This window comes from Massilimicrobiota sp. An142, assembly GCF_002160725.1.
Lineage (GTDB): Bacteria > Bacillota_I > Bacilli_A > Erysipelotrichales > Coprobacillaceae > Allocoprobacillus > Allocoprobacillus merdigallinarum.
The window spans coordinates 91270-114450 of the sequence record NZ_NFLD01000006.1 but is presented as its reverse complement, the minus strand read 5'-3'; the positions used below and the strand labels follow the sequence as shown (position 1 = coordinate 114450).

Sequence of the window (23181 nt, the reverse complement as noted above, 5' to 3'; positions counted from 1 at the left end):
TGAGGGTTCAAGTCCTTTAGCCGGCACCATATACGGGGAGGTAGCGAAGTGGCTAAACGCGGCTGACTGTAACTCAGTTCCTTTCGGTTCGGTGGTTCGAATCCGCCCCTCCCCACCATCTTTTGACCCGCTAGCTCAGTAGGTAGAGCATCTGACTTTTAATCAGAGGGTCAGGCGTTCGAGTCGCCTGCGGGTCACCATAAAAGCACATATGCCCAGGTGGCGAAATTGGTAGACGCACAGGACTTAAAATCCTGCGGACCTTAAAATCCGTGCCGGTTCGACTCCGGCCCTGGGCACCATTCTTTTGCGGGTGTAGTTCAATGGTAGAACTTCAGCCTTCCAAGCTGACTACGTGGGTTCGATTCCCATCACCCGCTCCATACGCTTGAATAGCTCAGTTGGTAGAGCAATCGGCTGTTAACCGATCGGTCGTAGGTTCGAGTCCTACTTCAAGCGCCATTTTTATGGCCTGTTGGAGAAACGGTTAACTCACATGCCTTTCACGCATGCATTCACGGGTTCGAATCCCGTACAGGTCACCATTTTTCAAGCAAACGATCTTATGATCGTTTTTTTATTTATATAAGCACATAATTTGTGATATGTCTGATACATGTTATAATATGAAACAGAAAAGGAGTAAGATATATGATACTTGATACACTTAAACAATTTAAACCCTATTCGATCTCACCAGGATATCATAGTGACATGATTCTATATGGGACTGAAAGCACAGATGAGCTCATCCCTCACACAACATATCCTTATCAACATGATACTGCTAAAGCTATACAAGGTATTGTTCATAGTCACTATCAACATGATTTTGTTTTTGTTTTTATCCATGAGCATTCTCTTTTATTTCAAATCACTCATCAAAATAAAATAGAAGCTTATTTAGAATATTCTTTTCATGAGCATCGTTTTATTATGGCAACTATCAATGAAGAAAGCGATAGTCTATATCGTTTACTTTTAACAGCTATTAATTACTTATATAATCAATATCAGATTGAAGAATTTGCTGATATTTATGAAAATTGGCGTCATATTGATATGTCACAACATGAGCATGGTCAACAATGGGATGCCAATGAATATAAATATGTTTTACATATAGCAAATAGGCTCATTGAACTTGTAAAAGAAATGATGAATCAACCTGACTGTTTCTTATCTTTACATTATGATTCTGTTGAAGAATTTATGCAACATCAACATATTACATTTAACACACAATCATTATGTGAAACCTTTCTGTTTCAAAAAGATCCTCAAAATCTCTTACTTGATTTACAATCTCAAGAAAAATTTTATGAATCTTTATCCACAGCTTCTTATACTATTTTAGATATCAATCCTCTTTATAGTGATCAGGAAAAACAAAAGCTTCCATTATTTTTACAGGAATCTATTAAAGATAATGAACGTTTATATATGCAAAATCGTCATTTTTTAGATCAAAATGATTTTGATTTAATCAAATCATTTCAAAGAGGAAAAACTTGGTCTTGTTTATACTATGGTCCTTCAGGAACAGGTAAAACAACAAAATTACTTTGTGTTGCTGGGGCATTAGGTTTACCATCACTGAAAATGGTAGGAAGTCGTTCTATTGATGAATCAACATTATTTGGAAAATATGTTTTAAGAAATGGTGAAACTGTTTTTGAATATGGTCCTTTAAGTTTAATGATGAAATATGGTGGAATGTTTATTTTTGATGAAATTAATATGGTTGATAGTGATATTATTTCTTCATTAAATGATGTTCTCGATGGTACAAAGCAAAAAATACTAGATAATGGTGAAATTATTCATGCACATCCTTTGTTTAGATTTGCTGAAAGTATGAATATTGGTTATGCTGGAACGAATGAAATGAACCTTTCTCATAAATCACGTATTCAAAATAAAATAAAAATCAGTCAATTACCTATTGATAAAATGGCACAAATTATTGTCAAGGAAACAGATATCGACTTAAAAACAGCAACTCAAATGGCATCATTACTCGATGCTTTCAATAATGTTATTATAAACGAAGGAAATGAAACAACACAAAGAATTGACTTGAGAACCTTATTAAACTGGGCTAATAAAACAGTTGACTTAGATGGTGATGTATTACGTGCCAGTCTAGTCACTATTATTTCTGAATTAGCTGAGGAAGATGATGAAATTCTTAATCTGGAAGATGTTCGTCAAATTTTATCAACAAACGGTGCTGCTTCTTCAGTGATGTCATTAATCGTTCATGAATTTGTTGAACAGGAAGCATAAAGGTATAAAATATGTTATCACAAGATGAAAAAAGAAAACTTAAAAAAAATGCTGCTCTCTATGCCAGAATGCCTGTTCAATTACAAATAGATACAAGCAATCAGCATTATTCACAAATCCAAAATCAAAAAGCACTCATTATTTTAGGCGAACAAGCCCCTTATCGTTATCTTGCAAACTTTCATCCTCAAGGTTATGCCATGTTTATGGAAGGTCTGGAATTACACGAACTGGCTTCTTTGTTATATACTGATTTTCAAGTGCTATCCCATGTCTATCAAAAAGCCACTGAAGCTTTAGATATGGCCAATCAAAGTGCCAAAGCATATTTAAATAAAGAAATCAAATATCGTGATTTGAAAGATATTCTTTTCCATTATGTCTATCAAACCAATCTTCCATTAGTCTTAAAAGCCATTGAAGAAGGTGCAGTTGAAAATGCTATGGGAATAGAATATCCTGAAACATGGAATGCTTTAATGTATGCCAGACAAGCCATCATACTGGCTTTTATGAAAGAAAACCATAATCATCATGACACCTCATTTCTTATGGATAAAATCATTAAAGAAATAATGGCTATCTGCACTTATGGTTATCGCTTTAAATTAAATGATAGCATTGTTTATCTGCCACGCTATTTGCATCAGCATTTTACTGAAATAAGAAAACTTGCTATTAAGGGACGTTTACAAACCCATAATACAACTGAACGTTTAGAAATAGCTCAAATGATTTTACAGCTCTGTTCACCTATTATGGAAGAAACTGTCAAAGAAATCATCGATACTATTCAAAACGGCTCTCAAATATCTGGCATCTCCAACAGTCTTTTTTCACAAATGTCCAGTGAAATTGCTGTTCAATTTCAAAAGAGTACTTCTAATGATACTCAGCCACAAGAAACACCAACAAAATACAAAATGAATCTTTCTGATGAAGAATTTCAACGTATTGAATCTCTAGAAAATGAAGCAGAAAAAACAAATAATCATCAAATTTTACAAGATATTCATAGACGTGAAGAAAAACAAAAAAAACAATCAGAAAAAAGGCTTCAAACCCAAACATATCAATCAACTATTGAACAATCTATTGTTTTATCTCCTTTAGAAAGAACAACACCAACTCAATATGGTATTATTGCTTTAAGAAGTCAACATGAAAGTATAGTCCGAAGTAATAAACTGGCAAGACTGTTTAAACGTGAAAGAATGTATGCTTCTAAAAGTCGTACAAAACATAGATTAGAATATGGTAGACATTTAGATCAGCAAAATCTTTACCGTGCTACTTTAGATGGTCGTGTTTTTAAGGAACATAAACAAGGTCAAAAGAAAGATTTATGCGTTTATATTCTTGTCGATACAAGTGAATCAATGAGCGGAGAAAAAATAATCAATACTATGAAAGGCTGTTTTGAACTCGCAAGAGTATTACAAACTTTAAAAATCCCCTTTTGCATCTCATCTCATAAAGCTTTAGGACAAACCAAAGTACAACTCACTGAAATTATATCTTTTCAAGACTGTCAAAAAAGATATATGTTAGATCGTATCTTTGCAATGCATACATCTGGTGGAACACACGAGGATATAGCTTTAGAATATGTATTAAAAAAACTAGCTGACTATAAAAGACAAAGAAAAGGTTTTGTTTTTGTATTATCTGATGGTGATACTCATGGTGTTGAACATATTCATGAATTAACACATCTTTATAAAAAAGATAAGAATATAGATGTCATTGGAATTGGTATTCAAACTGCCCCATTAATTACAAAAACATATCCTAACAGTTTATTTATAGAAGATATACAAACTTTACCCGATATGCTCATTAACAAATTAAAAGAAATTGCAATATAAAAACATCTCATTTGAGATGTTTTTATATTGTATATCCAATAACGAATAATGACATCATCACAACCAACAGCATTCTAATGGCTAACCAAATTGTTGGATAGCGACGAAACAAACGAAAATAAGTATATTCTATATTTGCAATACGACTTCCTCTTGCCCAAAAAGCATTGCATAATATGGAAAATATCCATATGATAATAACTAAATTCTGATGCGTTCCATGAAGTAATAAAAATATACCTGCTATCAAAATAATAAACCATTGTATCTTTATAAATAATTGATCTATTTTCCTATTCATTTTCCATAAACTCCTACATATGAAATCTTTCCATTATTTTCCTGCATTCTTAAAATAACTTCTCCCTGTTTTTGGTTTTGATTTTTGAATTTAACTGTCAAAACTTGACTATCACCTTCTTCAATAAAAACAGATTGAATTGTGACAGGTAATAAATACGATGATAACTCATTCATGATAAATGTCACAATTTTTATTTGGACATCTTTAAGTGTATCTTCTTCCATGACATCTTGAAATTCAGCTTCCATATCCTGATAGATTTGTTCTTGTGATGCAATATCACTGGGATCTTCTTCTGTCTTTTGCATGACTTCTTGTGAATAACTGACTCATTTTTCTGCCACCTCTACCATATCAACCTGATTGTCATTGACTTGACATCCATCCACTCATAGCAAAAGCTAAAACTGCACTCAATACAAACATTCCTATTCTTTTCATACCTTTTTCACCTACCTTATCTTTATAATATATTATTTGATATGAAAATAATTTAAATATTTAAAATAATATCTCTTCTCACTATCAGTATAACATATTCATTTTTACAGTAAAGCTATTTTATATTTTCAAAAAAAAGTATTTAAAAAACGGAGTCATCACTCCGTTATTTTTGTAAATATGACATAAGTGGCTGTTTAACACCATTAACAACATAATTACTTCCACCACGACCTTTGACATCTTCTACCATTGTTGTAATGACAATTGGTTTTGATGAATCAGTAGAAGCAACAGATAACCATCCAAGCTCTGTTCCTGTTGTATCATCTTGTGAATCTTTAATCTCTCCAGTTCCTGTTTTTGCGGCTAACTGATATTGACTGTTATTTAAAGCATGTGCAGTTCCATTATTGTCTTCAACAACTTGAATCAAATCAGATTTAATTTCATCCGTTGTTTCTTTAGAAAATGGTTCTGCCCAAACTGATGTTTCTGTTGATTTCACAACATGTGGTGTCATCATTTTACCATCATTCATAAAAGAACTATAAATAGATGTCATTTGAACTGGATTCATAAGAATCTGTCCTTGTCCATATCCACTATCTGCAATTAGTATTTCATCATCAAATGAATCACTTGTATATTGTGATTTTGTAAGAGCCAATTCAAAAGGAATATCTTCTCCAATCATTAAAGATTTATATCCTTTTTCAAGATTATCTTTTCCAATTTCTAATGCTGCTTTCGCAAAATAAACATTATCAGAATAAATTAAAGCATTTCTTAAATTATTTGGATTTGGTGCATGTAAAGTTGTGACAAAATAATCTCCCCAACTAGAATCTTTTTGCCATTTCATTTCAGCTCCAAAATCTTTAGATGCATCTAAAGAATCAGTTTCCAATCCAATGGCTGCTGTTATAGCCTTCATTGTTGAACCAGGCACCCAAGTTGCTCTAAAACGATTTGTTAATGGTTGATCTTCATCATTGTTTAAATCATCCCATTCTTCCGTTGAAAAACCATAAATAAAATCATTGCTGTCAAAAGATGGTGTGCTGACTAAAGCCAAAACTTCACCATTTGTTGGATTCATCGCAACTGATGCACTTTGATCTTCATCAAACGCATTATATAAATCTCTTTGTAAATCAATATCAATCGTTAATGTGATATCCTGTCCATCCTGTTTTTCCTGCGTAGCAACTGTACTCTTTGTACTTCCATTCTCATCAACAATAGAAATTGTTGCCCCATTCGTTCCTTTTAACTGTTTTTCATATGCTGCTTCAATACCGCTTCTTCCAATCATTGATGTTTCTGTATAACCTTCACCTTGATGTTTTTCTAAATCTTCAGCAGTCACCTGTTGCATATATCCAGTTAAGTGTGATGTCACTTCACCATATGGATAAGTACGAACTTCAACTGTATTGAGCTGTACTCCTGGAATTTGTAGTAATTGGTTTTCTAACTGTGTATCTGTTGATGGAATTGTTGTTAATGGAACAAAAGAATCATCTTGAATCCATGATGCACTCATTGTTTTTTGAATGCTTTCTTTTGTTAAACCTAACAACTCAGCCAGTTGGTCGTAATCATTTTCACCATTCAGTTTACCTCTTACTAAACCAACAGAATAAGCTTCTCCTTGTCCTGCCAACATTTTTCCATTACGATCTAAAATTTGTCCTCTGATTGCTTCATCTTCTGAAACTCTCACTCTATCATTTTGTGTTAAATCTGGAAAAATAAATGAATCATCCCACACAATTTTTCCATCTTCAATCGTTGTTTTATTTTCAAAAGTAACTTCTCCAGCAATTGTATTCATTTTCACATTATACGTTAATTCATTATCAGTTTCATCTGTAACTTCAATTTGAAAATTACTTGCTTCAATACCTTCATAAATATTCTGATTTCTTTCCACAAATGTTTGCTGATCATAAGATTTCTGTGATTCGCTACTTAGACTATTGTACATATCTTCATATTTCTTTTCAGATATTTGTGCATAAAAGTTCTTTAATGTGGATTCATTATTATTCCCTGATAATAAAAAGAATAACACTACTGCCACAATCACAACAATCGCTACAAGACCTCCAATAGCAATATATTTCTTTCGATTACGATTCGTATATACGACTCCCATATCTTCTCCTCCTTTGTAAGCTTAGTATATCACTTTTCAAAAATAAAGAAAATATTTAGTCAATATTTCTAAAAGAATACAAAAATGACTAACAAAACTGTTAGCCATTGGTCTGTGGAGTATTCAAATTCGTAATAATTGCTAAAACTGTTAAAATATGTCCAAGCTTTGTATCAGAAATAGCTCTCACTGTTTCTCTAAACTCATTGTTACTTTGATTGTATGTGAGTTTACGATATTCAAGATAAGAACTGATTTCAAGTTTCAATATTTCATTTAATACTGCCCTGTATCCTCCCTGTAAATTAATCTCTGGGACCATTGGATCAAAGTTAACACCATATTCTAACTTATAAAAATAATTCAAGTAATTGGCATTTGTTTCAGCATTTTGAGCAAAAGCCAATAATGCATTTTTTTCTTCCTGTGATGAAGCTAAAGCTGCTGCTCGACGATAAAGTTGAGCTAAAAATTTTTCTGTATAAATATAAGATTGAAGTTGTTCACGCATGTTTTACACCTCAATTTAACATATGTCAATAATCCATAAATGTGAAAAAAGATTTGTTTATTTCAACAAATCTTTAACAACTTCACTGGCAATTAAAAGTCCCGCACTAGAGGGTACAAAAGCTGTACTTCCTGGGATAGTTCTTTTATGGGTTATTTCATCTGATGCAAAAGATTTCATTGGTAATTCTTGAGAATAAACAACTTTTAAGTGTTTGACACGACGTTTCTTCAATTCTCTACGCATCACCTTAGCAAGTGGACAAACAGATGTTTTATAAATATCACTAACTTGTAATAATGCTGGATTCATTTTATTTCCTGTTCCCATTGAACTGATCAAAGGTATTTTTTGGTCGCAACGAACAGCCAATTCTATTTTAGAAGTGATTGTATCTATGGCATCTACCACATAATCGTATTGTGATAAATCAATTTGATCAGCTGTTTCAGGTAAATAAAACATATCCAATGTTGTCACCTCACACTCAGGATGAATTGATAATATTCTTTTTTTCATCACATCAACTTTCTTTTGACCAATGGTTTCCTGTGTTGCGATAATTTGACGATTTAAATTCGACAAAGAAATAACATCATTATCCACAATCGTGATATGTCCAATACCACTTCTTACCAGTGCTTCAACAACATATCCACCAACACCACCAACGCCAAATACAATGACATGAGCCTGATTTAACTTTTGGATATTATCTTCTCCTACTAATAATTCAAATCTTGAAAACATTTTATTCTCCTTTGTCATAATCATCTAAAAAATGATGTCTTCCTGATTCATCGCTATATGAAATAATGGTTGCCAAATTCACATTTTCTACACTTTTAAAAACATTCTTTTTCACATTAGGATTCATTGTTTCTAAATATTTTAATAAATTTTTCATTTCTTCTCGTTTAGAAGTATGATGCACTTCCCCTAATTCTTCCATTTCTTCAGTAAAACGGCAGGCACATTGAATAAAAGACAAATCATTATATTTACACCAATTGATAATATCTTTTTCTTCTATTAAATACATCGGTCTAATTAATTCCATTCCTTCAAAGTTTGTACTATGTAACTTAGGCATCATTGTTTGTATTTGCGAACCATAAAACATTCCCATAAGGATTGTTTCAATGACATCATCAAAATGATGTCCTAATGCTATTTTATTGCATCCTAACTCTTTAGCTTTCGCATATAAAAAACCACGTCGCATTCTTGCGCATAAATAACATGGTGATTTTTCGATATTTGTAACAACCTTGAAAATATCTGATTCAAAAAACTGAACAGGTATTCCCATAATTTTTGCGTTCTCTTCAATCTTTTTACGATTTTTTTCATTATATCCTGGATCCATTGATAAGAAAACCAATCCAAAATCAAACTGTCCATGACGTTTAATTTCCTGTAATAACTTAGCCATTAACATAGAATCTTTTCCCCCAGAAATGCACACTGCAATATTATCACCTGGTTGAATAAGATCATATGTCTGAATAGCCTTCACAAATTTTCTCCATATGGGTTTGCGATATTTCTTTATAATACTTTGTTCAATCTGTTTTGTTCTATCCATGTATTTCTCCTTTAATTTCATACATCCAAACTATATCAAACATCTTATCATTTGACAATTTTTATTTATTTTTATTGTCACAAACTGGTAACGTTCCTTCTGGAAGCCAATCTTTATAAGAAGATTCATAAAATGCATCAGATTTTTCCTTAGCCAAACGTTGTTCTCTAGCAAAATCCCAATCCATTGTATCACCAAAGAATTGAAGTGACATAGCATAAAAATCATCAGGAGATATACGCGTTATAATCGCACCTATGCATCTTACATTTTGATATCCTGCATCTCTATATTTTTCTCTTGCGTCTTCTACATTTTTTTATATATTGGTTGAATTTCACCAGTCAATTGATGATCAACAGTTCAATCTTCTAATCCAAGTGTTTCAAATGGAATGTCTGCTTTTTTTAAATAGGGCGTTATCAGAGGAATTAATAAAATGGGTAAAAAATGTGTATAAACTGATTTTGTTTGTGTTATATTCTCAAATGTAATCATCGTTTCACCTCTTTATTCTTTATATATTATATTTTGAAAATAATCAAATAAAAGTGATTAAAGCATACGCTCTAATCACTTTTATTCTTTTCCATCCCAACAATAAGTACATAACTTACAAGGTTCAATACCAATAGATTCAATCAAATCATCTAAACGATGATATCTTAAAGAAGTGAATTTCAATCTCTTACAGATTTCATCTAACATTTGTTGATATTTTTCACTATCAGGATTTGCATATTCAGCTAATATTTCATCAGTGACATCACCTTGTTCTAAATCTTTAATCACACGGCGTGTAATCAAATCTAATTCTGAATTAGAACGTGAGAAATTCAAGTATTTACATCCATATAAGATAGGTGGACAGGCTGGTCTCACATGAACTTCTTTAGCTCCAGATTGATATAAAAACTCTGTTGTTTCTCTTAATTGTGTTCCTCTGACAATAGAGTCATCAATCAATAATAAACTTTTATTTTTAATTAATTCTTTTACAGGAATGAGTTTCATTTTTGCGATTAAATTTCTTTGACCTTGACTTTGTGGCATAAATGAACGTGGCCAAGTTGGTGTATATTTAATAAATGGTCTTGCAAATGGAATTCCAGATTCATTAGCATATCCAATTGCATGCGCCAATCCTGAATCTGGTACACCAGCTACACTATCAGGTGTCACTGTTCCCTGATCACGTTTTGCGAGCATACTTCCACAATCATAACGCATTTTTTCAACATTCACACCTTCATATGTAGAAGTTGGATATCCATAATAAACCCATAAGAATGAACAAATTTTCATTTGATCATTTGGTTTGACTTTTTGTGTAAATCCATGAGGATAAATAAAACCAATTTCTCCTGATCCTAAATCTTTATAATGATGATAACCAAGATTTAAGAAAGCAGAACTTTCAAAAGTGACACAATAAGCATCATCTTTTCTTCCAATAATAACAGGCGTTCTTCCTAATTTATCTCTTGCACAATAAATCCCTTCATTCGTCATTACCAATATACTCATTGATCCTTTGACTAATTTTTGAGCATGTTGAATTCCTTCCACAATTGACTCTTTTTGATTAATTAATGCAGCCACCATTTCTGTTGGATTGATTTCTCCCCCGCTCATTTCCAAGAAATGTGTCTTTCCCTGTTCAAAGCATAATGTTCTTAATTCATCTAAATTATTAATTCTTCCAACTGTTGTAATCGCAAATGATCCTAAATGCGAATTCACCAACAATGGCTGTGCCTCACTATCAGAAATACATCCAATTCCAATATTTCCAGCAAATTCTTCAACATCTTTTTCAAACTTTGTTCTAAAAGGTGAATTTTCTATATTATGTATAGAACGTTGAAAACCATCCTTTCCATAAACGGCCATACCACCTCTTCTTGTTCCTAAATGTGAATGATAATCTACTCCAAAAAACAAATCCATGACACAATCATTTTGTGACGCTACCCCAAAAAAACCACTCATACTGTTCCTATCTCCTTTGTCTTCTAATTTACATCCCTATTCTAATCAATTTCATAAAAAAAGTCTACAAACTTTTTATTATTTTACGACTTTTTTATCGCAACTAAAAAATAGTCATTTTTCTTCATGACTATTTTGATAAAAAGATTCGACTACGTTTTTCTAATTCTTGAATAAACTCCTGCTTTTTAACTGGTGAAATCAAGACTTCACTATTTCCATTTCTTCCCTTTTGTGCTTTATATATGATATCAAGACGATCAAGTGATAAACCACAGGAACCCAGTGGATTATGCGTTTCTTTAAAAGAACGAATATCATAGTATGGAATATCCTCATGAAAGAAATAACCATTTCTGACTTCCAAATAATCATCATGAAACTCATAATATGTCCAAAAAGTACATATCACAAATAAAACATCAATAGGAATGAAAATGAGTAATGTTAACCACATACCCCAATCATCTAATCGCCATGTAACTGGCTTTAGTAACATATAATTGCACCATACAATAACAGCGATAGCTATAATCCACATTATACCTATCTTTGAACGATAACGTTTCATATACCCTCCTTAAAAATAAGCATCTATTCCATCAGCAATACCTTGTGCACATTTTGTTTGAAAAGCATCATCATTTAAAAGTTGATCTTCTGTTGGATTCGTAATAAACCCCATTTCAATATAAATAGCTGGGACTTCACTCCAATTTAATCCAGACAAATCATTACGATAAGACACTCCACGACTTTTAATTCCTGTCTTGGCACAATAAGAGCTAATCACATTTTGGGCTAGTCTTGATGAAGCACTATAAATAGATGAACAATAAGGATTATCACTTGCAGGTGCAATCGTATGTGCTCCTCTGGCACTTGATCCAGCTCCATCACAATGTAAATGAATCACTGCTGCAGCATTATTGTTATTACCAATCATAGCACGCTCTTTATTAGAAATATTAACACCTTGACTTGTTCTTGTCATAATAACAGTATAGCCTCTACTTTGTAATTCATTTCTTAATTTGAGACCAATTGCTAATGTTGTCTGAGATTCAGGAATACCTGTTGATGTTCCTGTTGCTCCACCAGCAACCTTTGCTTTCTTTGTTGATGCTCCTGGACCAATAGGTTCTAAAGAGCTGTTCCCCTGTCCCTGATGTCCCGGATCAATCACAATCACTTTATTATTGGGTGAAGCGACATATTGTTTTGATGAAGATGAAGAAGATGAGGTTGTTGATGATGAACTTTGAGGTTTTATTACTTCTTGTTTAACTTCCTCTTTTACTGTCACTTTCAATGTTTTTTCAGCTTTGTTTTGATTTTTATCGACTGCTTTCAAAACAACTTTATATGTTCCAGCCTTCTTTGTATTGACATTACTTTCATATGTATAGTAGTTATTTTGATCATCTTTAACTTTATCTTGGCTGACATATGTTAAATCGCCATCTACTTTATCCCTCACCGATTCAATATATTTTTTCATATCAAATTGATCACCATAATCAAGTGTTACAGACTCTTTTGTCAATTTAATTTCTGGCAACTGTGTATCCTTCACTTCTATTTCATGTGAAAATGTTTTACTTAATTCACCTTTAGAAACTTTATATTCTAAAGTCTGCTTTCCTATTGTCATTGTATCTATTTGAGGAGCTGATAATTGTCCACTTTGTTTAGCAACCAATTCCTCTGCCTGACAGTTAGTCCCATATTCTATAACTGTCTGATCAGTAAAAGTCAGTTGAATAGAATCTAATATTTTTTGTTTTTGATCATTTTGATACCAGATATATCCACCAATTCCTCCTGCAACGACAATCATAATGGATAAAATCAATATGATCCATTTCTTTTTCGTCATAATACCTTCTCCCTTCAGTATATTCATTTTATCATCTTTCCGATATAAAAAAAAGAGAGATGGATTATCTCTCAAAATCTTGTACAACACGTTTTAAATCCTCTCGAATTGGTAATTGTTGTGGACACATTCTTTCACATGCTCCACATTGCTGACAATGACTGGCCTTAGCCTGATCTTCCATTTTCTCATATTTTCCTTTAAATAATTTTTCATCATCATAAACAAAACAATTATTCCAATATCTAAAGTTAGCAGGTATATCAACACCAAAAGGACAAGGCATACAGTATCCACAACCTGTACATCCATTTCTTGTACGAGCATGTAATGTATCTGCAACTTTTTGAACGATATTCATTTCTTCATCATTTAAATTCTGATAATCTTCAAAAGTTTTTAAATTATCTTCAACCTGTGATAATGTTGACATCCCACTTAAGATGACTTTTACACCAGGCAAAGTTCCTACATATCTTAATGCCCAAGATGCTAAAGTTCTGTTTGCATCATAATCCTTAAACATTTGTGTCACATCTTGTGGTAAAGTAGCCAAACTTCCACCCTTAATAGGCTCCATAACAACAATAGGTACTCCTAATTGGTTGGCTAAATCAACACCCTTTTGTCCAGCTTGGATATTCATATCCATATAATTTAACTGTAACTGACAAAAATCCCAATCATGAGCTTTTAATATTTTTTCAAAAACAGGATATTCATCATGGAAACTAAATCCTAAATATTTAATTTTTCCTTCCTGTCTTAATTGTTCACATAATTCAATAATATGATATTCTAATACTTTTTCCCATTTCTTTTCATCTAAAGCGTGCAACAAATAAAAATCTACATATTCCACATCTAATCTTTGTAGTTGTGATTCAAAGATTTCTCTGGCTTCCTGTTGACTATTGACATTCCAGATTGGCAATTTTGTCGCTAATGTATATTGATGTCTATCATATTTTTTCAAGACTTTCCCAACAAATGGTTCACTATCTCCATTATGATATGGATATGCTGTATCAATATAAGTGACTCCATTTGCAATCGCCATATCTAGCATCTGTTCAGCTTCTTTTTCTTCAATATTCCCATTTTCATCTAAAGGAAAACGCATGCATCCAAAACCTAGTAACGATGATTCAATCCCTAATTTTTCAAACTTCCTTTTTTCCATCCTATTTCACCTCTATGATTATCATACTATTTTTTTATCAAAACATATAGCTTTAGATTTTATTTTTTTATATGCCATATATATTTTCAAAATAAAGTTAACACTTTATAATCAATATCAATCTATTAAATATGAGGAGAAACTTTATGATGATACGTCATGCTCGTCTAGAAGATTTATCTATGCTTGTGCAAATATGTAATGAGTGTTATCCGCCTGAAGAAAGAATATCAGAAATTGAATACAAACACAGATGAGAAACATATCCTCAACACTTTTGGATTATGGAAGAGCAAAAAGAAATCCTTGCTTTTATCAATGGTCCTGTGACTGATCATTCTCGCATTCAGGATGTTATGTTTCATGATCCTCGTATTCATAATGAAAATGGAAAGTGGCAAGCTATTTTAGGTGTCAATACATCATTAAAGCACCAAAATCATGATTATGCTTCAAAGCTGATGTATCAGCTGATTGAGGATGCAAGAAAACAAAATCGCAAAGGTTGTATTTTAACTTGTAAAGAGGAACTCATTCATTATTATGAAAAGTTTGGATTTATGAATCTTGGTCTATCTCAATCAACACTTGCGAATGAAACTTGGTATGATATGGTTTTATATTTTGAATAAAAAAGATTCTAGATGAGATACTAGAATCCTTTTTCATAAATACCTGCATTTTGACTGTATATAACAACTGATAAGCCATAACATACAACAAAGAATATAGCAATGACGCCTACACTCAATATATTGACTGATAACAGATCTGTCTGCATCATATTTGCCAATGCATGCACTGAAAAATAAGAAGAAAGACTCATAAGTAAAAATGGGACAATATATGTCAATAACAATTCTTTTTGCACACCTGCTTTTAATGTTTTTGTACTAATCCCTATTTTTCTTAGAACACGATAACGTTCTTTTTCTTCAAAAGCATCATTATAAAGTTTCATAAAAATGATACTTCCACTCGCAAAAATAAAGACCATAAACATAAAGATACAAACAGGATAAAGCATTTGAATCCATTGCGTAGAATCATTTTGAGGATCAATTTTAATGAGACCTACACAATCCTGATGTTGTTGAATATCATCAACAGATGCATTTAACATTTTGGTATTTTCAATTTTATAATTATAGACATATAAAGATGCTCCTGCAGATTTTAATCTTTCATATTCGTCATCACTGACACAATAGAAAGAAACCTGTTCCTGTAAATACCCTAAATAAGGGACAGTTGTTCTTTGAATTGTATCATAGACTTGATTTTGTATCTGTACATCTTCTAATTCATCAGTTGTAATTAATGAAAGGATATATTGATGAGCTAAATCAATCACTTCATCATTTTGTGGCTGTTTAAGTTCAAATGCCTGATGAGAATCCTGGGCTAATTTTTTGAGTTGAGAATAAGGAATCAAAGCAAATGTATTCTTTTGATGGGTTGTACTGGCATAACTCCCTTCAATCTGCAACATTTCAATATAGGAACTATACTGCACATCATTATGTTCTTCTATCACTCGCATAAATTCATTTTGGAGATTAGCCTGTTGAGAAAAAATCTGATACGTATAGACATTTTCAAAATCATGTATCATCTGACAACGTTCATGCATAGCCACACCTGTAGCTAATGCTGTGAGGGCACATATCATTAATACTGTTACAATCGCATAAGTACGATAATTTTTCTTCATACGAAAGATAATCTGATTGATCCATAAGGTTCTTTGTTTCTTGTATAGAAATCTTTTATTGGAAGCCAATGTCTGATAAATCAATGGAATGAAACCACCAAAGAGCAAATAGACACCAATGATGACCAAAATAACTGCTAATAAGGCATTAGCCATTGTTTCCATGCCACCTTCTTTAATGGCATAATAATATCCTAAAACCAGAATGATAATTCCAAGTATGGCTTTTAAAAAGAGAATCACTTTATTTTGTTTCACATATTCATTTTGACGATTGGCACTGACCATATCTAAAACACTGCTTCTTACTAAATTGATATATCCTTTGAAAACAAAAATCATATAAACAATAAAGTAAATCAAACTGCTCCATAAAATGGCTGACAATGAAATTTCAAAAGAAAGATTGACTTCGATATCAGAAATCGTTACTAAAGTCATTGTAAACAACTGAGATATTAAAATGCCAAAACCGATTCCCATAACCAAAGCAACAAGACCAATCAGCATTGTTTCCAACATATAAAGTTTTCCAATTCTTTGATTTGTGAGTCCCATAAACACATAGACACCAATTTCTTTTTTACGTTTGGTTAAAAAAACGTTTGTAGCATACCAGATAAAGAAAAACATAAAACAGCTTAAAACAACAATCACACATTGAATGACAATCTTTATATTTTGACTATTTATTTTTCCTAATGATTCCATAATAGAAGAATCCATAAGATTAAAGAAATTAAAAATAATAAGAACTGTAAAAGCTAATGATATAATCAGTGAAACATAGTTTTTAAAACTTGCTTTGAAGTTCATGATGGATAATTTGGCTAAACTCATGAAAAATCACTTCCCATAGACACTTGCATATCAATGATACGATCATAAAATTCTTTACGAGAATCTCCTCGCGTTAAACGACATTTCATCATACCATCACTTAAAATATAGACATCTTTAGCATACGAAGCACTTAAAGCATCATGTGTCACCATTAAGATAGTCGCTTTTCCTTCATCATTGACCATTTTAAGACGTTCCAGTAAATCACGGCTTGATTTTGAATCGAGAGCGCCCGTTGGTTCATCTGCAAATATGATTTCAGGTTCACTGATTAATGCACGACAAGTGGCTCCTCTTTGTTTTTGTCCGCCTGATAATTGGTAAGGATATTTCTTTAAATGCTCCTTTAATCCAAAAACCTGTGCTAAAGCCTGGCATTTTGATATACATTCCTGAGAAGAAACACCATTTAATGATAATGGCAAGGAAATATTATCTTGTAAAGTCATTGTATCCAACAAATTATAATCTTGAAAAATAAAACCAATCTTATCTCTTCGTATCTGAGATAATTCTTTATTTTTTAACTTTGTAACATCTTTACCATCCAATAGAACTGTTCCTTGTGTCGGTTTATCAATCGTTGATAAAATATTCAACAACGTTGTCTTTCCACTTCCACTCGGTCCCATAATCGCAATAAAATCATTTTCATAAATGGTTAAATCAATACCTTTTAAGACTCTTGTTTGAAAACCTCTTGTTCCATAGTTTTTGACTAATCCTTTGATTTCAACAACTTTTTTCTTATCCATAAATCATTCCTCCTAACACTTTCCATTTTAAGATATCATTGATGAGAAATCCTTACATCTTGATAACAATATCTATTTATATCTTACATTGACTGAAAGGTTAGCGATAAAAATAATCTCTTTGATCCCGAAATGTTATATGAACACGGGTAAACTCTTGAAAAGCACTATCTACTTCAATAGAATGTCCTAATTGAGAAATGACTTTTTCCACCATATATAATCCCATTCCAGTAGATTTATATTGTCCATTATGATGATTTTGACCAGTAAATCCTTTTTCAAAAATTCTAGGCAAATCTTGTGATTGAATACCTTCTCCATTGTCTTCAATATATAAATTGATCTGCTCTTCATGATGTTCACTCCAGATTTTTAATTGAGGTGACTCTTTGGCATATTTAATGGCATTGTTGATAATCTGATCTAAGACATAGATGAGCCATGTTTTATCACTATATATCTGTAAATCTTCTACATTTACATCCATTTCAAAATGCTTATTAATCAAAAAGAATTGATTATTCTTGATGGATTGATAAACACTGTCTTTTAATGAAACAGGTTTAATGTATATATCATGAATCTGACTTTGAATACGACTCACCACCATGATTTGATTAAGATACTGGTTCATTTTTTCTAACTGTTCCTGCATATTTTGTTTTTGTTGATAATCTGTATTTTTCTGATTGATCAATAAACTAGCTGATAATGGAATTTTAATTTCATGGCACCATTTTGTCATATAATCCTGTAAATCATTATTGACTTGATATATTTCATCTAGCTGCTTTTGAAGAACATGAACATCGTGATAGGCAATATCAATATTATCAAAATGATCAAACTCAAAACAAATGACTTCTGTTGATTGTAAATAATCCTTTTTCTTATCTAAACGGTTTTTTTCATGCATAAAGTCTAAAAAAATGAAAGAAAGAAGACATACCCCTACAACAACATCAAAATAAATCAGATATTGTGTATTAGCTCTAGGAACAAGATAAATAAAATAGAGATTATAAGCCAATATAATCAATGTTATGACAAGGATATAGCAACTATATTTTCGTAAATAAATCATGATATATAATATCCCTGTCCTTTCTTTGTACAAATAATATCCTGATGACATTCATCTTTTAATTTTGTACGCAATCTGGAAATAAGCACTGTTAAAGAATTATCTGAAATAAATTCATCGGTATTCCACAACGCTTCCATTAATGCCTGTCTTGTGACTATGGCTCCTTGAGATTCTAATAAAAGACAAACTATCTGACTTTCTGATTTTGTCAGATGAATCTTATGTTCATGATAAAACAAGCTGCCCTTTGTTTTATCATAATAAATATCGGCATTGATTCTCATTTGATCTTTAACTTTATATTGATATGTTCTTCTTAAAATAGCTTCAATCTTAGCCTTCAACAATTCCAAATGAAATGGCTTATCGACATAATCATCCCCACCTTGAAGAATGGCTCTGATTTTATCATGATCATCATTACGACTGCTTATAAAAATCAAAGGAACTTGTGATGTATTTCTAATTTGTGTACACCAGTAAAAACCATCATAATACGGTAAATTAATATCCATTAAAATAAGATGAGGTTTATAATTATAAAAATCTTCAACAATATTTTCAAAATGTGTTGCGATAACAGCATAATATCCCCATCTCATCAAAAAATCTTTTATTTCTCTAGCAAGTGTTTCATCATCTTCTACAATCATGATGTGCATTTTTTCCATTTCCATCACCTCTTAAAAATATTATATATTTTTCAAATCTTCACGAAAAGAAAAAAGCACAACATTACAAAAATGTAACATTATGCTAAATCTATTCATAGATTTTCTTGACTATCAATACTAAAAATATAATAAGTTTCCTTTATCATGAACTTTCATTATATTTCAATAAAACATTAATATTTAATGCCACAAGATATGTGTGATGATCTTCGTCTTCAAATGTTATAAATTGGTCAGTGTCATAGCCACTTAAAGCTGTTGTTTTTTGTAACTTGACATCTTGATTCAAGAAAACTTTCGCAAAAGTCTTTGCTGTTTCTTTGGCTTGTTGTTCACTTGTCATACGTGTTGGTAATGTATCTAAAAAACCATATTCCTTATTAACAAATTGAACCAATTGACCATCCTGATAAGCAAAATCCAAGCGTAAAGTAGGGTTATTTTGATCATTGCCAATTGTGATAATATCATCTATTTCATGAACCACTTTTTTATTTGTTAACTCCTGATATATCTCTTCAGCATTGTCTGTTTTATCCCATCCATAAGCTGTTTTATTTTTTCATCTTCTACAACTTTTTGTTTGTCATCTTGTTTGATTGATTGACTATTTTTTAACTGATCATTTTGAATTGTTTGTGTACACCCACTTAAACAAACAACAAGTCATACTAACAATAATTTTTTCATTTTTTTATTCTCCCATCTTTTATACACTATGATTATAAGTCTTTGATGTGGATAATATATGAAAAAACTGTTAATCAGTTTAGAAATTAACAGTTTCTTTTTCTAATAATTACCAATTGTGGCTACCATGACAGCTTTAATTGTATGCATTCTATTTTCAGCTTCATCAAAAACAACAGATTGTGATGATCTGAAAACTTCATCTTCAACTTCTCTAATATCAATTCCCTGTTCATATTTAGCCTTAGCGACTTCTGTTTCAAAGTCATGAAATGATGGTAAACAATGCATAAAAAGTGTAGACTCTTTTCCCGTTTTTTTCATCATTTCTGTTGTCACTTTATAAGGTGATAACATTTTGACTCTTGGTTCATATAAAGATTCATCTTCTCCCATGCTAACCCAAATATCTGTATAAATGACATCAGCATCTTTCACCGCTTCATCAACATTATCTAAAACCTCAATTTTTCCACCTGATTTTTGTGCTTCCTGTTGACAATACGCTAAAACTTCAGGATCAATTTGTAAATCTTTGGGTCCTAAACATACAAAATGCATTCCCATTTTCATTGCACCATACATCAGCCCATAACAGACATTATTTCTAATATCTCCTGTAAAAACAAATTTGACTTCTTCTAATGGTTTATTTAAATGTTCTTCAATAGTCATAAAATCAGCCAATGTCTGAGTTGGATGATCAACATCCGTTAATCCATTCCATACAGGGACACCTGAGTATTTGGCTAAATCTTCAACAGTCTTTTGTTCAAATCCTCTAAATTCTATACCATCATACATTCTTCCTAAAACTTTCGCTGTGTCTTCTAAAGATTCTTTTTTCCCCATTTGTGAATTGCTTAAAAAAGTCACATGTCCACCTTCATCTAAAGTGGCAACTTCAAAGGCACAACGTGTACGTGTTGATGTTTTTTCAAATAATAAGACTACATTTTTTCCTTTTAATGCTGTTCCAACTCTTCCATTTTTCTTTGCCTTTTTTAAACGATGTGCCATATCTAATAAATAACGAATTTCTTCTTTAGAATAATCTTTTAATGTTAAAAAGCTTCTATTTTTTAAATTGACCATATAATCCTCCTATCTTGTAAACATTGTTCCAATACCATCTTTAGATAACATTTCAATTAAAATAGAATGAGGAATACGACCATCAATAATCACTGCTTTTTTTACATTTTCGCGAATGGCCCTCACACAACATTCTACTTTAGGAATCATACCACCACTAATAATCCCTTTATCTGTTAATCCTTTCACTTCATAGACATGAACCAAAGGAATCAATGTTGATTCATCATCTTTATCCATTAATAATCCTGGTATATCACTCACCAAAATCATATTCTCTGCTTGGATTTGGGCTGCAATTTCAGCAGCTGCCGTATCAGCATTAATATTATAAGTCTGTCCTGTTTCATCAGTCCCCACACTTGAAACAACTGGAATATAGCCTTTATCTAATAAATCTATAATGATATGAGCATTAATTTTGACAATATCCCCTACATATCCCAAATCATCTTGAGATTCATGTTTTTTCGCAACTATTAGCTGGTTATCAATACCACTGATTCCTACTGCATTACCACCTTTTTGCATAATTAATTTTACAAGATCTTTATTTGTTTTACCAGCTAAAACCATTTGCACAACATTCATTGTTTCATCATCCGTATATCTTAAACCATGAATAAACTGAGATTCAATATTCATCTTCTTTAATGTCTGATTAATTTCTGGTCCACCACCATGTACCAGAATGACTTTAATCCCAATTTCTGATAATAACACGACATCCTGAATCACATTCATCTTTAATTCTTCATTAATCATGGCATTGCCACCATATTTAATCACAACAACTTTATCATGATATTTTTGAATATATGGTAATGCCTGAGATAAAATTTCTGCTTTAATCACTGCGTTTTGATTCATAATTATTCCCCTTTATGTGCGATAATCGCCGTTAATTTTGACATAGTCATAAGTTAAATCACATCCCCAGGCAGTTGCCTGATCATCTCCATCATGTAAATCTATGATTATTTCTATCTCATCTTCACTTAAGATATGAGCAGCTTCTTCCTCACTAAAAGGATATCCACCACCATTTTGACAAACACAAATTTTCCCCTTTTTACTTTTAAAATCAACATCAATTTTTTGAATATCATAATCAGCATCACTATAACCAATAGCACATAAGATACGTCCCCAATTTGCATCTTCACCAAACATAGCAGCTTTCAAAAGTGAACTTGTAATAACAGATTTAGCAACAATCTTCGCATCCTTTTTTGTCTTTGCATGTAAAACACTACAAGTTAAAAGTTTTGTTGCTCCTTCACCATCTTTCGCAATAGCTTGAGATAAACATGTACAAATATACATCAATGCTTTTTTAAAGCACTGATAGTTTTCATCTTTTTGTGTAATTTCATTATTTTGAGCTAGACCATTACACATTAATGTCAACATATCATTAGTAGAAGTATCCCCATCAACACTCACCATATTAAATGTATCATCAACAACTTCATGAATAACCTCATTTAACATGTCTTTAGAAATCGCAACATCACTTGTCACAAAGGCTAACATTGTAGCCATGTTAGGGTGAATCATCCCACTACCCTTTGCGATTGCTCCAATATGACAAGTCTTGCCATCAAGTTCAAATTCAACCGCATATTCTTTTTTCACAGTATCTGTTGTCATAATACCTTCACAGGCATCCTGACTTCCCTTCGTTGATAAAGCATTGATCAAATCTGACATATGATTTTGAAAAGGTGTCAGACTTAAAGGCTGGCCAATGACTCCGGTAGATGCCACAACAATGTCATTTGCATCAATATGAAGTTCATTTCCACATAATTGACAAATTTGATCTGCTATTTCAATGCCATCAGGATTGCATGTATTGGCATTACCACTATTACAGATAATAGCCTGTGCTTCATGATTTTGTAAGTGTTGTTGTGTGACATAAATAGGTGCTCCTTTCACCTTATTTTGAGTATATGTGCTGGCACAATGACTCATAACATCACTGACAATTAAAGCTAAATCTTTTTTATTTTTATTTTTTCTAATACCACAGTGTATTCCTGCCGCCTGAAAACCAATAGGTGCACACACACCTCCATCTATATCTTTGAACATA

Annotated in this window: 22 protein-coding genes, 6 tRNA genes and 1 pseudogene; 9 read left to right on the top strand and 20 right to left on the bottom strand. The window is 31.9% G+C overall.

What is annotated here, in order from left to right; translation table 11 throughout:
* Positions 1-34: 34 nt before the first annotated feature.
* The 8 genes from B5E87_RS04385 (at position 35) to B5E87_RS04350 (ending at position 4157) form a co-directional block, all read left to right on the top strand.
* Positions 35-118: transfer RNA gene (locus B5E87_RS04385), tRNA-Tyr, on the top strand.
* A gap of 6 nt (positions 119-124) precedes the next feature.
* A tRNA-Lys gene (locus B5E87_RS04380) sits at positions 125-200 on the top strand.
* A 13-nt stretch (positions 201-213) separates the two neighbouring features.
* A tRNA-Leu gene (locus B5E87_RS04375) sits at positions 214-302 on the top strand.
* Positions 303-309: 7 nt separating this feature from the next.
* A tRNA-Gly gene (locus B5E87_RS04370) sits at positions 310-383 on the top strand.
* Positions 384-386: 3 nt separating this feature from the next.
* Positions 387-462 (top strand) — tRNA-Asn (locus B5E87_RS04365).
* 7 nt (positions 463-469) lie between these two features.
* Positions 470-545 (top strand) — tRNA-Glu (locus B5E87_RS04360).
* Between the two features lie 106 nt (positions 546-651).
* The gene (locus B5E87_RS04355) at positions 652-2289 is read left to right on the top strand and encodes an AAA family ATPase (RefSeq protein WP_087243708.1); all 1638 of its coding nucleotides are present in this window, start codon (positions 652-654) and stop codon (positions 2287-2289) included.
* 11 nt (positions 2290-2300) lie between these two features.
* On the top strand, positions 2301-4157 hold the full coding sequence (locus B5E87_RS04350; RefSeq protein WP_087243707.1) for a VWA domain-containing protein: 1857 nt from the start codon (positions 2301-2303) through the stop codon (positions 4155-4157).
* A gap of 22 nt (positions 4158-4179) precedes the next feature.
* Here the strand turns inward: B5E87_RS04350 and B5E87_RS04345 are convergent, their stop codons facing one another.
* The 12 genes from B5E87_RS04345 to B5E87_RS04300 all read right to left on the bottom strand — a co-directional run bounded on the left by B5E87_RS04345 (position 4180) and on the right by B5E87_RS04300 (position 14219).
* On the bottom strand, positions 4180-4458 hold the full coding sequence (locus tag B5E87_RS04345; protein ID WP_087243706.1) for a hypothetical protein: 279 nt from the start codon (positions 4456-4458) through the stop codon (positions 4180-4182).
* Complete coding sequence (locus tag B5E87_RS04340; protein WP_087243705.1) at positions 4455-4769, bottom strand: hypothetical protein; 315 nt, start codon at positions 4767-4769, stop codon at positions 4455-4457. Before B5E87_RS04340 ends, B5E87_RS04345 begins: the two co-directional genes overlap by 4 nt.
* A gap of 299 nt (positions 4770-5068) precedes the next feature.
* Positions 5069-7066 carry a penicillin-binding transpeptidase domain-containing protein gene (locus tag B5E87_RS04335; RefSeq protein ID WP_087243704.1) on the bottom strand — a complete coding sequence of 666 codons (1998 nt, stop codon included), beginning with the start codon at positions 7064-7066 and terminating at the stop codon, positions 5069-5071.
* A gap of 100 nt (positions 7067-7166) precedes the next feature.
* Positions 7167-7577, bottom strand: coding sequence for a hypothetical protein (locus tag B5E87_RS04330; protein WP_087243703.1), 411 nt, complete (start codon positions 7575-7577; stop codon positions 7167-7169).
* Positions 7578-7634: 57 nt separating this feature from the next.
* Positions 7635-8327, bottom strand: a complete 693-nt coding sequence (locus B5E87_RS04325; protein ID WP_087243702.1) for a tRNA threonylcarbamoyladenosine dehydratase — start codon at positions 8325-8327, stop codon at positions 7635-7637.
* Between the two features lies 1 nt (position 8328).
* Complete coding sequence (locus B5E87_RS04320; protein ID WP_087243701.1) at positions 8329-9165, bottom strand: tRNA 2-thiocytidine biosynthesis TtcA family protein; 837 nt, start codon at positions 9163-9165, stop codon at positions 8329-8331.
* A gap of 61 nt (positions 9166-9226) precedes the next feature.
* The gene (locus B5E87_RS14980; RefSeq protein ID WP_158095547.1) at positions 9227-9379 is read right to left on the bottom strand and encodes a hypothetical protein; all 153 of its coding nucleotides are present in this window, start codon (positions 9377-9379) and stop codon (positions 9227-9229) included.
* A gap of 149 nt (positions 9380-9528) precedes the next feature.
* On the bottom strand, positions 9529-9663 hold the full coding sequence (locus B5E87_RS15525; protein WP_275112295.1) for a hypothetical protein: 135 nt from the start codon (positions 9661-9663) through the stop codon (positions 9529-9531).
* An 81-nt stretch (positions 9664-9744) separates the two neighbouring features.
* On the bottom strand, positions 9745-11157 hold the full coding sequence (locus tag B5E87_RS04315) for an amidophosphoribosyltransferase (RefSeq protein WP_087243700.1): 1413 nt from the start codon (positions 11155-11157) through the stop codon (positions 9745-9747).
* Positions 11158-11287: 130 nt separating this feature from the next.
* Positions 11288-11728, bottom strand: coding sequence for a PH domain-containing protein (locus tag B5E87_RS04310; RefSeq protein ID WP_087243699.1), 441 nt, complete (start codon positions 11726-11728; stop codon positions 11288-11290).
* Positions 11729-11737: 9 nt separating this feature from the next.
* A complete protein-coding gene (locus B5E87_RS04305; protein WP_087243698.1) occupies positions 11738-13036 on the bottom strand; it encodes an N-acetylmuramoyl-L-alanine amidase in 1299 nt (432 codons plus the stop codon).
* A gap of 64 nt (positions 13037-13100) precedes the next feature.
* On the bottom strand, positions 13101-14219 hold the full coding sequence (locus tag B5E87_RS04300; RefSeq protein WP_087243697.1) for an aldo/keto reductase: 1119 nt from the start codon (positions 14217-14219) through the stop codon (positions 13101-13103).
* Positions 14220-14497: 278 nt separating this feature from the next.
* On the opposite strand from B5E87_RS04300, the pseudogene B5E87_RS04295 reads away from it, so the two are divergent.
* A pseudogene (locus tag B5E87_RS04295) lies at positions 14498-14851 on the top strand (GNAT family N-acetyltransferase); the annotation flags it as partial.
* Positions 14852-14871: 20 nt separating this feature from the next.
* Here B5E87_RS04295 and B5E87_RS04290 read toward each other — a convergent pair.
* The 8 genes from B5E87_RS04290 to argJ form a co-directional block, all read right to left on the bottom strand.
* A complete protein-coding gene (locus tag B5E87_RS04290) occupies positions 14872-16773 on the bottom strand; it encodes an FtsX-like permease family protein (RefSeq protein WP_087243695.1) in 1902 nt (633 codons plus the stop codon).
* The gene (locus B5E87_RS04285; protein ID WP_087243694.1) at positions 16770-17531 is read right to left on the bottom strand and encodes an ABC transporter ATP-binding protein; all 762 of its coding nucleotides are present in this window, start codon (positions 17529-17531) and stop codon (positions 16770-16772) included. Before B5E87_RS04285 ends, B5E87_RS04290 begins: the two co-directional genes overlap by 4 nt.
* A 100-nt stretch (positions 17532-17631) precedes the next feature.
* Positions 17632-18618 (bottom strand): sensor histidine kinase, encoded by a 987-nt coding sequence (locus B5E87_RS04280; protein WP_158095546.1) that lies wholly within the window; start codon positions 18616-18618, stop codon positions 17632-17634.
* On the bottom strand, positions 18615-19292 hold the full coding sequence (locus tag B5E87_RS04275; RefSeq protein ID WP_241147124.1) for a response regulator transcription factor: 678 nt from the start codon (positions 19290-19292) through the stop codon (positions 18615-18617). The genes B5E87_RS04280 and B5E87_RS04275 overlap by 4 nt, the downstream gene beginning before the upstream one ends.
* A 145-nt stretch (positions 19293-19437) precedes the next feature.
* A complete protein-coding gene (locus B5E87_RS04270) occupies positions 19438-19782 on the bottom strand; it encodes a hypothetical protein (protein ID WP_087243692.1) in 345 nt (114 codons plus the stop codon).
* 305 nt (positions 19783-20087) lie between these two features.
* On the bottom strand, positions 20088-21080 hold the full coding sequence (argF, locus tag B5E87_RS04265) for an ornithine carbamoyltransferase (RefSeq protein WP_087243691.1): 993 nt from the start codon (positions 21078-21080) through the stop codon (positions 20088-20090).
* Positions 21081-21089: 9 nt separating this feature from the next.
* Positions 21090-21950: an acetylglutamate kinase gene (argB, locus tag B5E87_RS04260; RefSeq protein WP_087243690.1), complete on the bottom strand. Its 861-nt coding sequence runs from the start codon at positions 21948-21950 to the stop codon at positions 21090-21092.
* Between the two features lie 12 nt (positions 21951-21962).
* Positions 21963-23180, bottom strand: a complete 1218-nt coding sequence (argJ, locus tag B5E87_RS04255; RefSeq protein ID WP_087243689.1) for a bifunctional glutamate N-acetyltransferase/amino-acid acetyltransferase ArgJ — start codon at positions 23178-23180, stop codon at positions 21963-21965.
* Between the last annotated feature and the right edge of the window lies 1 nt (position 23181).